General features: G+C 41.6%; 15 protein-coding genes. 4 read left to right on the top strand and 11 right to left on the bottom strand.

The annotated features are described in order from the left end of the window. Nucleotides 1-207: 207 nt before the first annotated feature. From ACJZU6_RS02055 to ftnA, 5 genes are all read right to left on the bottom strand, one after another. On the bottom strand, nucleotides 208-411 hold the full coding sequence (locus ACJZU6_RS02055; protein WP_005372118.1) for a cold-shock protein: 204 nt from the start codon (nucleotides 409-411) through the stop codon (nucleotides 208-210). A 382-nt stretch (nucleotides 412-793) separates the two neighbouring features. Beyond that, nucleotides 794-1,981 carry an NAD(P)/FAD-dependent oxidoreductase gene (locus tag ACJZU6_RS02050; protein WP_408900571.1) on the bottom strand — a complete coding sequence of 396 codons (1,188 nt, stop codon included), beginning with the start codon at nucleotides 1,979-1,981 and terminating at the stop codon, nucleotides 794-796. Nucleotides 1,982-2,127: 146 nt separating this feature from the next. Beyond that, nucleotides 2,128-3,237, bottom strand: a complete 1,110-nt coding sequence (locus ACJZU6_RS02045; protein ID WP_394167650.1) for a mechanosensitive ion channel family protein — start codon at nucleotides 3,235-3,237, stop codon at nucleotides 2,128-2,130. A 145-nt stretch (nucleotides 3,238-3,382) separates the two neighbouring features. Continuing rightward, nucleotides 3,383-3,721 (bottom strand): universal stress protein UspB, encoded by a 339-nt coding sequence (uspB, locus tag ACJZU6_RS02040; protein ID WP_199190817.1) that lies wholly within the window; start codon nucleotides 3,719-3,721, stop codon nucleotides 3,383-3,385. 68 nt (nucleotides 3,722-3,789) lie between these two features. Next, nucleotides 3,790-4,320, bottom strand: a complete 531-nt coding sequence (gene ftnA, locus ACJZU6_RS02035; RefSeq protein ID WP_080159266.1) for a non-heme ferritin — start codon at nucleotides 4,318-4,320, stop codon at nucleotides 3,790-3,792. Between the two features lie 254 nt (nucleotides 4,321-4,574). On the opposite strand from ftnA, the gene ACJZU6_RS02030 reads away from it, so the two are divergent. Then, nucleotides 4,575-4,997: a universal stress protein gene (locus ACJZU6_RS02030; RefSeq protein WP_080159267.1), complete on the top strand. Its 423-nt coding sequence runs from the start codon at nucleotides 4,575-4,577 to the stop codon at nucleotides 4,995-4,997. A 136-nt stretch (nucleotides 4,998-5,133) separates the two neighbouring features. Then, nucleotides 5,134-6,021, top strand: coding sequence for a carboxylate/amino acid/amine transporter (locus ACJZU6_RS02025; protein ID WP_107277160.1), 888 nt, complete (start codon nucleotides 5,134-5,136; stop codon nucleotides 6,019-6,021). Between the two features lie 47 nt (nucleotides 6,022-6,068). Here ACJZU6_RS02025 and fre read toward each other — a convergent pair whose 3' ends face one another. The 5 genes from fre to trxA all read right to left on the bottom strand — a co-directional run bounded on the left by fre (nucleotide 6,069) and on the right by trxA (nucleotide 11,032). Beyond that, nucleotides 6,069-6,779, bottom strand: coding sequence for an NAD(P)H-flavin reductase (gene fre / locus ACJZU6_RS02020; protein ID WP_080159269.1), 711 nt, complete (start codon nucleotides 6,777-6,779; stop codon nucleotides 6,069-6,071). Between the two features lie 9 nt (nucleotides 6,780-6,788). Then, nucleotides 6,789-7,052, bottom strand: a complete 264-nt coding sequence (locus tag ACJZU6_RS02015; protein ID WP_080159270.1) for a 2Fe-2S iron-sulfur cluster-binding protein — start codon at nucleotides 7,050-7,052, stop codon at nucleotides 6,789-6,791. Between the two features lie 87 nt (nucleotides 7,053-7,139). Next, the gene (gene ubiD / locus ACJZU6_RS02010; protein WP_408900570.1) at nucleotides 7,140-9,005 is read right to left on the bottom strand and encodes a 4-hydroxy-3-polyprenylbenzoate decarboxylase; all 1,866 of its coding nucleotides are present in this window, start codon (nucleotides 9,003-9,005) and stop codon (nucleotides 7,140-7,142) included. A 236-nt stretch (nucleotides 9,006-9,241) separates the two neighbouring features. Then, on the bottom strand, nucleotides 9,242-10,507 hold the full coding sequence (rho, locus tag ACJZU6_RS02005; RefSeq protein WP_080159272.1) for a transcription termination factor Rho: 1,266 nt from the start codon (nucleotides 10,505-10,507) through the stop codon (nucleotides 9,242-9,244). 198 nt (nucleotides 10,508-10,705) lie between these two features. Then, a complete protein-coding gene (gene trxA / locus ACJZU6_RS02000) occupies nucleotides 10,706-11,032 on the bottom strand; it encodes a thioredoxin TrxA (RefSeq protein WP_036789189.1) in 327 nt (108 codons plus the stop codon). Between the two features lie 112 nt (nucleotides 11,033-11,144). Between trxA and rhlB the strand changes: the two genes are divergently transcribed. Beyond that, nucleotides 11,145-12,449, top strand: a complete 1,305-nt coding sequence (gene rhlB / locus ACJZU6_RS01995; protein WP_080159273.1) for an ATP-dependent RNA helicase RhlB — start codon at nucleotides 11,145-11,147, stop codon at nucleotides 12,447-12,449. Nucleotides 12,450-12,468: 19 nt separating this feature from the next. After that, nucleotides 12,469-13,959 carry a guanosine-5'-triphosphate,3'-diphosphate diphosphatase gene (gppA, locus tag ACJZU6_RS01990; RefSeq protein ID WP_408900569.1) on the top strand — a complete coding sequence of 497 codons (1,491 nt, stop codon included), beginning with the start codon at nucleotides 12,469-12,471 and terminating at the stop codon, nucleotides 13,957-13,959. A 106-nt stretch (nucleotides 13,960-14,065) separates the two neighbouring features. Here the strand turns inward: gppA and prlC are convergent, their stop codons facing one another. Then, nucleotides 14,066-16,108 (bottom strand): oligopeptidase A, encoded by a 2,043-nt coding sequence (gene prlC / locus ACJZU6_RS01985; protein WP_408900568.1) that lies wholly within the window; start codon nucleotides 16,106-16,108, stop codon nucleotides 14,066-14,068. Nucleotides 16,109-16,192 lie beyond the last annotated feature (84 nt).

Raw genomic sequence — 16,192 nt, 5'->3', positions numbered from 1 at the left:
ATCTAACATTATTCATGCTAATTAAGTTTTTGAGTTTTTATTTATAATAAAGTAACGAAGTAAATATGAACGTAACGACAAATACAGAAGCAGATGTTGGAAGTGTTTTATATTTCGATGATATTGTATAAATAATTTTTAAGTTAAAATGGGTGTTATTAAAAGTGACGCAAACGGTACTGCGACCATTTGCGTCGACTTAAAATATTATAAAGCTACAACGTTTGCAGCTTGAAGACCTTTTTGGCCTTGCTCTACTTCAAAAGACACTTTTTGGCCTTCAGCAAGAGTTTTGAAACCTTCAGATGCGATTGCACGGAAGTGAACGAATACGTCAGCGCCGCCATTATCTTGAGTAATGAAGCCGAAACCTTTCTCTTCGTTGAACCACTTAACGATACCAGTAGACATAATGTGTCCCTTAATTTTGATTAAAATTCATAAAAAATTAAACGCGAATAAATCACGATGCGCTGAAAGCTTGAATTATTGAATGTGACGATGAAGCTAAGGGAAACACTAAGGAATGCAACAATAACGAAGATATTCTGAGGGTTTTTCTTTTACTTGATGTTTTCATTAATAACTCTGAACAACAGAGCACCGACATTATTATGTGGTTAGCAATTATTGTAAAGATTTATTTTTTGATAATTATTGAAATAACAATTAACCACATGATATTACTTGGTAAATATTTAATCACTACCAAGCAATATCAATAAAAAAACACCACTTTGGATGAAATTTGAATCTTTTTCAGAACTCAACAGATAACATTGTCGCTTAAAAATTATGCATTTTGACCAGCAACATAACCTGAACTCCATGCCCATTGGAAGTTATAACCACCCAACCAACCACTAACATCCATCACTTCACCAGCAAAAAACAGCCCTTTAATCTGCTTCGATTCCATGGTTTTTGATGATAATTCATCTGTATCAACGCCACCAAGGGTCACTTCAGCAGTGCGATAGCCTTCGGTGCCATTAGGTGCAATATTCCAGTGATGAAAATAGGTGGCTAACTGCTCAAACTCTTTATGATCAAGCTGCTTTAGCGGTTTATCTGTAATGTCGCCACGAGTGATCAATACTTCAATTAAACGCTTAGGCAACAGACGAGATAAAGTATTTTTTATACTTTGATTTGGATGCTGATCTCGTAATTGAAGTAACGTTTCAGCCAGATTAAGCGTTGGTAATAAATCAATACTTACCTTTTGTCCAGGCAACCAATACGAAGATATTTGTAGGACCACAGGACCAGATAAGCCACGGTGAGTAAACAGTAAATTCTCTTTAAAGCTAGTTCCGTCTTCGGTCGTAATCACTGCAGGCACTGCGATACCCGATAGCTCTTCAAAAGCATCTTTATCTTGCTTATGCAGTGTAAATGGCACTAATCCTGCGGTGGTTGGCACCATTTTTAAACCAAACTGGGCTGCAATTTGATAGCCAAATGGGGTCGCACCTAATTTAGGCATCGATAAGCCCCCTGTCGCCACCACCAGCGATTCACAGCTGATCGTTTCACCGTTAACATTCAAACTAAACCCAGTCTCTAATTGGGTAATAGCACTGATATCAGTTTGGTAACGTAAACTGATATTAGGCATATCACATTCAGCCACCAACATTTTGACAATGTCTTTTGCGGAATCTAAGCAAAATAATTGCCCATGATCACGCTCTTCATAATCAATTTCATGCTGACAAACTAACCCAATAAAGTCCCATTGGCTGTATTGTGACAATGCTGATTTAACAAAATGGGGATTACGGCAAACATAATTATTAGCAGCAACATCATTATTGGTAAAATTACAGCGACCACCACCTGAAATTAAAATTTTACGGCCAGGTTTTTTACCGTGATCCAGTACAAGCACTGAGCGTCCGCGCTTACCTGCCGTAGCTGCACACATTAAGCCGGCAGCACCCGCACCAATAATTACTACATCATATTTGTTCGCCATGGATTTCAATCAGCCTTTAATGTCACTAAATAAACGCAAAAAGGATGCTAACTGTTAGCATCCTTTTTCTATTGTTACGGCTATTTTACCTGCCTCTTAACTCAATACCAACAGCTATCCCACCACAAGGATTTATTCGATTAAAATCAAGCTTGTTGATGGCGATCTATCGACGTTAATGCCGTCACCGCAGCCGCTGGCATATCTAAGGTCGTGGTTGGGAACGCAAAATCAGCCCCATGAGCATGAACAATCTCAACGATTTTCAGCATCACATCTTGCTGAACCGCTTTGTATTTGACCCAATCAACGGTTTTAGTAAAGGTGTACACCAAAATATTCAGTGACGATGACCCATAAGTATCAAAACTCACAATCAAGGTTTGGCGCGTTTCAATATCGGCATGGTTTTGAAGCATTTTTTTTATATCATCAACCACCAGCCCCACAACCGCAGCATCGCAATAACGTAAACCAACACTTTGTTTAATTCGGCGATTCTGCATTCGTGACGCATTTTCTACTACCACTGAACTGAAAACTGAATTCGGAACATACAGTGGTCGTTTATCAAAAGTTCGAATCACCGTCATACGAAAACCTATTCGTTCTATCGTACCTTCTATTTGACGATCTGGGCTACGAATCCAATCACCCACTTTAAAAGGTCGATCAAAATAAATCATCATTCCACCAAAGAAATTGGCTAATAAATCTTTGGCTGCCATACCAACAACTAAACCACCAACACCACCAAAGGTCAGCAAACCCGACAAACTTAAACCGAAGTTTTGCATCACAATTAAGCTACTCAATACCATTACAATTAAACGTAATATCTTTGAAATAGCAGTAACGGTAGTGGCATCTCGATGCGGGCGATTGTCTAAAATGGTTTGTTCAATATTGGTAATCAACCGCATCAGAATCCAAATAAAGACCCCGACCAATAATAAGTGACGCAATAAAGCCAAGAAGCCACTTGAATAAGAAGTGATGTTATCAACCATTATTCCTAATGACATCAACCCAGGCCACACCCAAATACACAACGAAACAGGAGCTCGAACGGCATCAATTAACGCATCATCCCAAATAAAATGGGTTTTGTTCGCTATGGTTGCTAGTCGACGTGAAAGTAATAACCATCCGCCCCACAGTAGTGTACTCAACAGCAGCAACAAGCCGATGTTATACATCCAATTAACAGAGGCACCCTTTTCAAGTGATGACCACCAGATGACAAATTGATCCATAGCGACGTTGTTTCCAATACTGAAAAGTAATAAATGAAGTGGTATTAATAAAGTTTAGCTATACCAAGTACATGATATAACACTGAAGAAGGGTATCGCAAAGAGAGTGTCACTGAGGAAGTGACACCTAAACAGAGAGTGATCTTTAAAGCCCGAGAAAAGCCACTGCAAAAATAGCCACAAAGAAAGTGATCATAAAAGTACTGGCCAATACGAACAATTTTCTGACTTTCATGCATTTCGCCATAAATAACGGATCGTGATGTTTTTTATACTGTTGACTACGAATATAATGAAATAAGCGAATTTGTTTACTGACATTACCTTGTGACGAAAAGAAACCACGCCCGTCAACTTGTTGATATAACAATGGATCGCAGTCTCGCATTACCACTAACAAAGAACGTAATGTACTGATATATCGACAAGTATTAACGGTTGCCACCAAAAAAATTGCAACCAAAAGTGCATCACCACTGATCATAGTTATCCCCTCTTTATATCACGTGCTTATAGGGATAAAGGGGCGATGTATCACCCCCTAGAACCACTTTAAGCTTGTGAGTCCATGACTGATGTTGGTGCTGACTCGCCTTTAGCCATTGCAGCTAAATCTTTATCAATAAAGAATAATGCTTTGCCATCTTCACCAACTAACTCAATTTTATCTAAAATGCCTTTAAATAGTTTTTCTTCTTCGTGCTGCTCTGACACATACCACTGTAGGAAATTAAATGTTGAGTAATCTTGAGTAGAAAAAGCAACGTGTGCTAATTCGTTAATTTTTTTAGTGATAAGTTGTTCATGTTCGTAAGTTTCACGAAACACATTTCCAAGAGAAGCAAACTCATGCTTAGGAGCTTCGATGGTACCTAAAATAGGTAACGCACCCGTTTCACTCACATAAGTAAACAAACGTTGCATATGCTCCATCTCTTCAGCAGCATGCACGCGTAAGAACGCAGCGGCACCTTCAAACCCTTTATCTTCACACCATGCACTCATTTGTAAGTACAAATTTGAAGAAAAGAACTCTAAATTAATTTGCTCGTTAAGATTTTCAACCATTGCCTTGGCTAACATTGCACTACTCCTGTTTGTTTAAGTGTAATCAAGACATTGTCACTGTGCATTGTTAAGAATGCAACAAATGAACAAAACGTCCTCAATAAAGGAACGACTATTAGTATAAACCACTAAAATAACAATAAAAACGGCTCAACGTTTACGAAAAATAATTAACCATTTCGTAATCTATAGATGCGATCTAATCGATATTTTTAAGTGTAGACCAGTGCTAACATAGACCATTATTATATGGTTATGGAAGATAAGTGATGGTTTATAAACATATTATCGCTGCTATCGATCTTTCTGAAGATAGCGTCTATCTCGTCAATAAAGCAGCTAAATTAGCGCAATCATTGAATGCTAAACTATCACTGGTTCACATCGATGTTGATTATGCTGATCTCTACACTGGCTTGATTGATATTAACTTAGCAGAAATGCACGAACGTGCTGAAAGCGATGCTCAAACTCGATTACATGAGCTTGCTAATAATGCAGGTTACCCGGTTGCTCACACCTTAGTGGGTAGCGGTGATTTAAGTGAAGAAATTTGTAGCACTATCAAAGATCTTAACGTTGATTTAGTCATTTGTGGTCATCATCAAGATTTCTGGAGTAAAATTTTATCATCGACTCGTCAACTTATTAGCCGCACTCCGGTTGATTTATTGATCGTACCGCTAAAATAACTCATCATAAATATAGCAGTCGTTGTTATAACGACTGCTACTCGTCGTCACGATAGCATACTGTCATTATCATATTCTTCATCGCACAATTTAGTTACACTGCTGTTATCCCCTATCAATACACCCAGTTGCAACAATGAAATACTTATCATTAATAACCCTATTATGGGCATTTTCGTTTAGCTTAATTGGCGTTTATCTTGCTGGTCAAGTTGATGCTTGGTTCTCAGTTTTAACCCGCGTTTGTCTCGCTGCACTCGTTTTTATACCGTTTTTACGTACTAAACATCTATACCCAAAGCTTGCCATCAAATTAATGGTCGTCGGCGCGTTTCAACTTGGGCTAATGTATTGCTTTTATTACCAATCGTTCTTGTATTTAACCGTCCCAGAAGTGCTACTATTTACAATTTTTACCCCCATTTATGTCACTCTGATTTATGACGCATTACATAAACAATTTTCACCATGGTATTTACTGAGTGCGGTGATCGCAGTGATTGGGGCGGCGGTGATTAAATTTGAAGGGATTAACCAACACTTCATTATTGGTTTTTTCATTGTTCAAGGCGCAAACCTGTGCTTTGCGATTGGCCAAGTTGGCTATAAACGCATAATTGAACAAGAACAAACGGATATACCACAACATACCGTGTTTGGCTGGTTTTATTTAGGCGCGGTATGTGTCGCTGTGCCAATGTATTTATTGTTTGGTAATAGTGCCAAATTACCCACAACATCATTACAGTGGGGAATTTTAACCTACCTCGGTGTGATTGCTTCTGGACTGGGATATTTCATTTGGAACAAAGGCGCAACAATGGTCAATGCTGGCGCATTAGCGATCATGAATAATGCTTTAGTGCCTGCCGGTTTAATCGTTAACTTGGTGATTTGGAACCATGATGTCGACTATCCACGACTCATTATTGGTGGCGGGATTATTCTATTATCACTGTGGTTTAATGAAACATGGGTTAAACAAAAAGTTGCCACCCAACGCGCATTAGCTCTCAAAAAATAGTCACAAAAAAGGCGCGATTATCGCGCCTTTCTCATACGATTGATGCGTTAGATAAATGCAAAAGCGTCGGCAAACATATGCTCCCGTAACGCACCTTTTTCTGTACAGAAACGTTCACGCGCGGCACCTGCCATTTCAAAACGACCACACACATAAATATCATAGGCAGATAAGCTTACAAAATCGTCGGCAACTGCGTCCAATACATTACCAATTTTACCCTGCCAACCTTCAGGCGCTGTTTCTACAACAGGTACATAGCTAATATTGGCATATTGCTTTGCCAGTGCTTGCATTTCATCATTAGCATACAGCTGACACACATCTCGCCCCCCCCAATAAACAAAGATTGGCTGAGTTAAACCACGGCTAATACAGTTATCCACCATACTGCGAATATAAGAAAAACCAGTGCCACCTGCGATCATCAACAATGGACGTTGACTTTCATGACGTAACCAAGCTTCGCCATGCGCTGCTTCAATCGTCACAGGTTGGTGAGCCGTTAATGCATTCTTCATCGTCTCAACCACTTCTAGTGCATAAGCATTATGTTCAGCAGCACCAATATGAAGCTCAAGCTCACCTTGACGACAAGGGCTACTAGCAATCGAGAACGGGCGTTTATCTTGTTCTCCCATTACTGCTAATAAGTATTGCCCTGCTTTGAAATCGAGGGCTTGTAATGGCGTTAATAAAATACGGTATGTATTACATGCCAACGGTTCAACTGACTTTACTTCACATTGGATAGACATGGTTTTCCTCTAGTCTAACGATAACACCAAGTCGCTTTCCACTCTCGCAAGACAAGCAAAGATCCAGCCTTGTGCCTGCTCTTGTGGCGTTAACATCGGCTCAAGCTCATAGCTTATTTGACCTTGTTGTTTACGACACATACACATAGCACAAGCACCCACTTGGCAGCGATTAGGAAAAGCGATGCCTGCGTTGAGCGCTGCTTGTAATACGGTTTGCTGCGCATCGGCAGTAAACGTAATGTTATTGGGCAACAGGCGTACTTGGTACATAAAAAATTCTCAATTCAATGACAGGTATTATCATTGAAACATAAAAACATCAGGCGCCTGATTGTTACTCAAGCCCATTGTTAGCGGTTAGTTATTGATCGCTAATTGCGCCCACATTGCATCGACTTGTGCCACAATTTGAGGATCCTTAATAATCGGAGTACCCCATTCTCGTTGGGTTTCAGCGCCAATTTTATTGGTAGCATCAAAACCGATCTTTGAACAACGCTCTGTGGTCGCAGCAGTTAATACCGTATCACGACTTGGATCCATACGGGTTGTAACCGCCCAAATAACATCATTCCAATCGCGCACATTGACATCACCATCACAGATAATCACAAATTTGGCATCGGTGAATTGATTCAAAAAGGCCGAGACTGCGCTCATAACCTGTAGACCTTCACCCACAACGGTTTTATTAATACTCACGATTGCCATGCTGTGATCAGCCGCTTGTGGCGGTAAATAACAATCGATGATCGCAGGAAATTGCTGACGTAAGGCGAGTAATCCAGCATCAACATCATACTCAGCAGGCTTTAATCCGACCGATGTTGCTGCGGTATTCGCTAACTCTGCAGGCCATTTAATGGTGGCATCAATCCCCATTTTTGAGCCTAAGCCCACCACTGGCGACGCAAAATCCAATGAATCAATTGGCGTATTATCAATCAGTAATGTATCTCGAACCGGATCCATACGCGTGGTCATCGCATTGATCACACTCGGCCAATCGCGCGCATTAACATCATCATCACACACAATTACAAATTTAGTGTACATAAACTGACGTAAAAACGACCACACTCCCATCATCACTCGTTTAGCGTGGCCAGGGTATTGCTTCTTCATTGTCACCACCGCCATGCGATAAGAACACCCTTCTGGCGGCAAATAGAAATCAACAATCTCAGGAAATTGTTTATGCAAAATAGGCACAAACACTTCGTTTAATGCTACGCCAAGCACCGCAGGTTCATCCGGTGGACGACCGGTATAGGTACTGTGATAAATCGGATCGTTACGCATCGTAATATGAGTAATAGTGAACACATGGTGGCGCTCAACCTCATTGTAATAACCGGTATGATCGCCGTAAGGTCCTTCATCGGCATATTCTTCAGGGTCGATATAGCCTTCCATCACGATTTCTGCACTGGCAGGTACTTGTAGATCATTACTGATACTTTTAACCACCTCAGTGCGACTACCGCGTAATAAACCGGCAAATGCGTACTCAGACAATGTATCAGGCACGGGTGTTACAGCCCCTAATACCGTGGCGGGATCAGCCCCAAAAGCAACCGTTACTGGAAATTTCTCACCCGGATGGGCTTCACACCATTCACGCATGTCTAACGCGCCACCACGGTGAGCGAGCCAGCGCATAATCACTTTATTTTTGGCAATTTTTTGTTGGCGATAAATGCCTAAATTTTGGCGTTTTTTATTCGGGCCACGAGTAATGGTTAATCCCCATGTCAGCAACGGTGCAACATCACCAGCCCAGCAACTCATGACGGGGATTTTATCGAGATCAACCTCGTCACCTTGCCAAATAATTTGTTGGCAAGGCGCTTTACGAAGTACTTTGGTCGGCATATTAAGCACTTGCTTAAATACCGGAATTTTATTGATTGCATCCCGCAAGCCATGCGGTGGCTCAGGTTCTTTTAAATACGCCAGCCATTCTCCAACTTCGCGTAATTGCTTAACATTGTCACGCCCCATTCCCATTGCAACGCGTTCAGGCGTACCAAACAAGTTTGCCAGTACCGGCATGTCGTAACCTACAGGATTTTCAAACAACAATGCCGGACCACCAGCACGCAGAGTACGATCGCAAATCTCCGTCATTTCCTGATTAGGATCGACAGGATGTTGAATGCGTTGTAATTGCCCTTGTTGCTCTAAATAGGCAATAAAGTCACGTAGATCCTTGTATTTCATAGCGACTACCTGTAGCTAAACTAAGTCAAATGAACATTACTGCCATTGACCTAATGAGAATGATTTTTGCTAGTATAACCAGTTGTGCAGCGGAAAACACCCGCCGATCCAAAAAAGAAAATACCCGTTTAAATTCTGTGGGTTAACCAAAACAAGCTAACCTTATAGTTTGAATTTTAGCCAAAAAAAACGCCACATGAAAGTGACGTTTTTAATTCAATAACCGCTTAAATTACTTATGATTTTTGACGGCGCATTGCGTCAAAGAACTCTTCATTTGTTTTGGTCATTGATAGTTTGTCGATCAAGAATTCCATACTATCTGTTTCACTCATTGGGTGAACAATTTTACGCAGGATCCACATTTTCTGTAGTTCATCAGCTTTCGCCAATAATTCTTCACGACGGGTACCTGAACGATTGATATCAATCGCAGGGAAAACACGTTTCTCAGCAATCTTGCGAGAAAGGTGAAGTTCCATGTTACCTGTACCTTTAAATTCTTCGTAAATAACTTCATCCATCTTAGAGCCAGTATCCACTAGCGCTGTTGCGATGATAGTTAAGCTACCGCCTTCTTCTACGTTACGTGCCGCACCAAAGAAACGCTTAGGACGGTGAAGGGCGTTGGCATCTACACCACCAGTTAATACTTTACCTGAAGAAGGTATAACGGTGTTGTAAGCACGTGCTAGACGTGTAATTGAGTCAAGAAGGATAACCACATCTTTCTTATGCTCAACTAAGCGTTTTGCTTTTTCAATAACCATTTCTGCCACTTGTACGTGACGAGATGCTGGTTCATCAAATGTTGATGCAATAACTTCGCCTTTAACAAGACGTTGCATCTCAGTTACTTCTTCCGGACGCTCATCAATTAGTAATACCATCAACACACACTCAGGGTGGTTGTAAGAAATACTTTGAGCGATATTTTGCAGCAACATTGTTTTACCCGCTTTTGGCGGAGCAACAATCAGGCCTCGTTGGCCTTTACCGATAGGAGAAGCTAAATCTAGAACACGCGCTGTAATATCTTCTGTTGAGCCATTACCACGTTCCATACGCATACGATCGTTTGCGTGCAGTGGAGTTAGGTTTTCAAAAAGGATTTTATTGCGGGCGTTGTCTGGTTTGTCGTAGTTTACTTCGTTTACTTTTAGTAGTGCGAAGTAACGTTCACCGTCTTTTGGTGGACGAATCTTTCCGGCAATGGTGTCGCCAGTACGAAGGTTAAAACGACGAATTTGGCTTGGTGATACATAAATATCATCAGGGCCTGCAAGGTAAGAACTGTCTGCGCTACGCAGAAAGCCGAAGCCGTCTTGCAAAATCTCTAGAACACCGTCGCCAAAAATATCCTCACCACTTTTAGCATGTTGCTTAAGAATGGAGAAGATGATGTCCTGCTTACGTAGGCGGGCCAGGTTTTCCAATCCTAAACTTTCGCTAAGTGATACCAACTTAGGGATAGGTTGGCTCTTGAGTTCTGTAAGATTCATAGTGGTGGGTTTCTTGTCTGTCAAAATCGGGGTTCTATATTAGTTGAGATAAGGATGACCAATAGGGCCTGGTCAAGAAATGAACGGAAATGTAATTTCTGTGCGTTACGTTAACACTAAACGTTCTATCAGTCTAGCATAGTCGCTAGACAAACCATGCACAACTTAGAAATTGTGCATGGCTCGCAATTATGTCACTTATAAGTTCGCGTCTAGGAACTCTTTCAGCTGCGTTTTTGACAACGCGCCGACTTTAGTTGCAGCTACTGCACCATCTTTGAACAGTAATAACGTTGGAATACCGCGAATACCAAATTTTGGCGGTGTCGCCGCATTTTGGTCGATATTTAATTTACCAATCGTTAATTTACCTTCGTATTCATCAGCGATTTCGTCAAGAATAGGGGCAATCATTTTACAAGGTCCACACCATTCAGCCCAGAAATCAACCAGTACCGGGCCCGCAGCATTGACAACATCAGTATCAAAACTTTCATCGGTAAGCTGCACAATCTTATCGCTCATCTTCCACTCCAACAGTGATTTTGTTAGCTGATATTGAATTAACCAGCAAATCGTTATCCTATTTGAATGGAATACGTTTCGTATTGCAACCCTAAGCTGATATTCTATAGCAATGAAGACGACACATATCACAGAGCAGAAATTTGCCGAACTAGGGTTAAACCCCCTAGTACTAAAAGGATTGGAAGAGAAAGGGTTTCATAATTGTACCCCGATCCAGGCCTTGGCATTGCCAGTTGTGCTCACTGGCCATGATATCGCGGGACAGGCTCAAACAGGTACGGGTAAGACCCTTGCCTTTCTGACCGCTACTTTTAACCATCTATTGGAGACACCTGCACCAGCAGAGCGTAAAACCAACCAACCGCGAGCGATCATTATGGCGCCAACGCGAGAGTTGGCGATCCAAATTTTCAATGATGCTTCATCGTTACTAGCAAGTACTGGCCTTAAAGCTGGCCTTGCTTACGGTGGTGAACCTTATGAAAAACAAAAACAAGTGTTTGACGAAGGCGTTGATATTTTAATCGGTACTTGCGGCCGTATTATCGACTTCTATAAGCAACGCGTTATCGACCTTGCCAGCATTCAAGTGGTGGTATTGGATGAAGCCGATCGTATGTTCGATTTAGGTTTTATTAAAGATATCCGTTTCTTGTTCCGTCGTATGCCAGAGCCGAAAGCGCGTTTAAACATGCTGTTCTCAGCAACGTTATCATACCGTGTTAAAGAACTTGCATTTGAGCACATGAACAGCCCAGAAAGTGTTGTGGTTGAACCTGAACAAAAAACAGGTCACCGCATTAAAGAAGAGTTATTCTATCCATCAAACCAAGAAAAAATGCGTTTATTACAAACGTTAATTGAAGAAGAATGGCCTGATCGTGCGATTATTTTCGCCAACACTAAGCATCGTTGTGAAGATGTTTGGGGACATTTAGCGGCTGATGGTCATCGAGTAGGTCTACTTAATGGTGATGTACCACAGAAAAAACGTGAGCGTATTCTAGAAGAATTCACCAAAGGTGATATTGATATCCTCGTTGCAACGGATGTCGCTGCTCGTGGTCTACATATTCCGATGGTTACCCACGTATTTAACTTTGATCTTCCTGATGACGCAGAAGACTATGTTCACCGTATTGGTCGTACAGGTCGAGCGGGTGAAAGTGGTCATTCAATCAGCTTTGCCTGTGAAGAATACGCGATTAACCTACCTGCGATTGAGACTTACATTGAGCATGGTATTCCACAATCAAAGTATGACTCTGACGCGCTTTTAGATGATTTACCTGCGCCGATTCGTCTACAACGTACACCTCGTCAAGGTGGCCGTCGTAATAACCAGCGTCAAGGTCAAGGGCAACCTCGTCAGCGTAATAATCGCCGCCGTCCGCCACAAAACAAACCAGCATAAAATAAGTTAAAGTATCTCTATGGAAAGAAATTCAGTATCACCGCTTTATGCAGCAATTGATTTAGGCTCGAACAGCTTTCATATGTGGGTTGTTCGCGAAGTCAATGGCAGTGTTCAAACACTGGCTAAAATTAAACGAAAAGTACGTTTAGCTGCAGGTTTGAATAATCAAAACGAACTCAGCCAAGAAGCCATTCAACGGGGTCTTGACTGTTTGGCCATTTTTGCCGAACGTTTACAGGATATCAAACCTGATCATATTCGCATTGTCGGCACTGCCGCTTTGCGTACAGCGGTCAATGCTAACGAATTTCTTTCCCAAGCTCACAGTATACTTGGGTATCCTGTCAGTGTGATTGCTGGTGAAGAAGAAGCTCGTATTATCTATCAAGGGGTAGCACATACCTCTGGAGGCAGCGATAAACGCCTGGTGGTCGATATTGGCGGAGCCAGTACCGAAGTCATTATTGGTGAAGGTTTTGATGCCAGTGCACTCACAAGCTTAAAAATTGGTTGTGTTACTTGGCTAGAGCGCTACTTTAAAGATCGCTACCTAACCTCAGTTAACTTTGATGCTGCCATTAACGGCGCAAAAGAAGCGATTGAAACCATTATTGAGCGTTACACTCACCAAGGTTGGGAAACCTGTGTTGGCGCAAGTGGTACAGTGCAAGCACTGCAAGAAATAATGCTAGCACAAGGCATGGATGAAATTATTACCCTGCCTAAGCTGAAACGCCTTCAGCGCCAAGCAATGCAATATGAACGTTTAGAAGACCTTGATATTGAAGGTTTAACATTAGAACGCGCACTGGTTTTTCCAAGTGGATTATCAATCCTAATTGCGCTATTTGAATCATTACAAATTGAATCAATGACCCTTGCTGGCGGTGCGCTACGTGAAGGATTGGTTTATGAAATGATGGATCAAATGCGTCACCATGATGTGTGCTCACGTACAATTAGTAGCATGCAGCAACGGTTTCAATTAGATCATACCCATGCTGATAATGTTAGTAATATGGCATTGGCGTTATTAGCTCAATGTCCTGGCTGGCAATTAGAGTCACCTGCTGAAAATTTACTTCAGGCAGCGGCTAAATTACATGAGATTGGCGCAAGCATTGAATTTAAAAAAAGTGGGGAACATGCGGCTTACTTAATTAAGCACATGGATTTACCTGGCTTTACTCGTGCCCAAAAAAATCTCATAGCTGAACTATTGCGCCGCCATAACGGTCCATTAACCAGCTTACCAGAGCAACATGCGTTATCGGCACCCAGTGCAGCCCGTTTGCTACGCTTACTACGACTAGCGATTATTTTATGCCATCGCCGCGATCAAACTTGTTTACCTCCCTTTAGCTTACGCATGGAAGATAACAAATTGACGTTATTATTATCGGCGAAATGGTTGATCAATAATCCCTTAACCCGTAGTGAACTAACCCAAGAAGCCACCCGCCAAACTGATATGGGCTGGCCAATGGTGGTAACGGCGCAAGACTAATAACACCTAATAATTAAGTTAAGTGGACCATCCTCTTAACGCTATGATCAAAAAAGGCTCCCCAAGGAGCCTTTTTTATTAGCTATCGCTTCGTGATAAGCAAATCTTAGCCAGTAATACCACTGTGGCGTAACATTGCATCTAATTGTGGTTCACGGCCACGGAAGCGCTTAAATAGCTCCATCGGCTCTTCACTGCCACCTTTTTCTAAGATACAGGTGAGGAAATCACTGCCTGTTTGAGTATTAAAAATACCTTCTTCTTCAAAACGAGAAAACGCATCAGCCGACAATAACTCTGCCCATAAGTAACTGTAATAACCCGCACTATAGCCACCTGCAAAAATATGACTAAAGCTATGAGGGAATCGACCCCATTCTGGGCTTGGCACAACAGACACTTTATCTTTAACTTCAAATAACGTTGCTAACACTTGAGCGCCAGTTTCAGGATCATAGTTAGTATACAAACTGAAATCGAACAGACCAAATTCAAGCTGACGTAAAATAAACATCGCTGATTGGAAGTTCTTCGCTGCTAACATTTTATCAAGCATTACTTTTGGTAATGGATCACCCGTCTCATAATGACCTGAAATAAAGGCTAACGCTTCTTCCTGCCAGCACCAATTTTCAAGGAATTGACTTGGTAATTCTACTGCATCCCATGGCACACCATTAATACCTGACACCGCAGCCACATCAATTTGAGTCAGCATATGGTGAATACCGTGACCCGTTTCATGGAACAAGGTTGTGACTTCGTTATGAGTAAATAGTGCCGGTTGATCGCCCACAGGACGATTAAAGTTACACGTTAAATAAGCCACCGGTGTTTGCAAACTACCATCGATGCGAGTGCGACGAACCATGCACTCATCCATCCATGCACCACCACGTTTATGTTCACGGGCATATAAATCTAAATAGAAGCTACCACGCAACATGCCTTGAGCGTCAAAGATGTCATAGAAGGTCACCGATTCATGCCACACTTCTACCCCATGACGTTGTTTTATTTCAAGCCCAAACACACGGTTTAGCACTTCAAATAACCCCGCCACCACTTTTTGCTCAGGGAAATATGGGCGTAATTCTTCATCAGAAATACTGTAACGATGTTGTTTTAATTTTTCAGAATAAAAAGCAAAATCCCACGGTTCTAATTGCTCAATACCAAATTCATCACGCGCATAATCACGTAACTCAGCCACTTCACGCTCACCTTGTGGCTTAGCGCGATCAGCTAAATCGTTTAAAAAGCTCAGCACTTGATCCGTCGATTGTGCCATCTTGGTTGCCAATGATTTCTCACCGTAACTACTAAAGCCCAATAAACGTGCCATTTCATGACTTAGTTTTAGTTTTTCAGCAATGATGTCAGTATTATCAAACTCACCAGCATTTGGACCTTGATCAGACGCGCGCGTACTAAATGCTTGATACATTTCAGCACGTAACTCACGATTATTACAGTACGTCATCACCGGTAAATATGACGGAATATCAAGCGTAAATAGATAGCCTTGCTCATCTTTCGCTTGTGCATTTGCTTGTGCCGCTTGCAATGCTGATGCAGGTAAACCTTGTAATTGGTCAACATCAGTAATCACTTTGCTCCACGCCATAGTGGCATCGAGTACATTATTACTAAAGGTTGAGGCTAATTCAGACAAACGCTTACTGATCTCACCAAAGCGTTGTTGTTGCTCGGCAGGTAACCCAATACCTGACAGCTCAAAGGCTTTAAGGGCATCTGTTACTGCTTTTTGTTGAGCTTGACTTAAATCAGCGAAATCATCACTGGCTCGAATCATCTTATATGCATCATAAAGGCCTTTATGCTGTCCAACCCACGTCGCATAATCAGATAATAACGGCAGGCAACTTTCATATGCTTGGCGCAATTCAGGGCTATTTTTAACCCCATTAAGATGCCCTACTGGTGACCAAATACGCCCGAGGCGATCATCTAACTCAGCTAATGGGCGACAAATTGTGTCCCATGTTGGCATTTGAAATTGAGACAGTACGGCTTCAACGTTATTTCGACAATCAGTGATCGCTTGTTCAACCGCAGGTTTAATGTGCTCAGGTTTAATATGAGCAAATGGAGGCAAATCAGTCATCGTCAACAATGGGTTAGACATACGTTTTTCCTTTATTTTTATCTTCTTCTTAACATGCGCCCGCAATAGATAAATTTCAATCCTTTGCTTGGTTTAGGGTCTAAA

The sequence above is a fragment of the Photobacterium piscicola genome (genome assembly GCF_046058925.1).
Classification (GTDB): Bacteria; Pseudomonadota; Gammaproteobacteria; order Enterobacterales; family Vibrionaceae; genus Photobacterium; species Photobacterium piscicola.
This window is presented reverse-complemented; position numbering and strand designations above follow the sequence as displayed.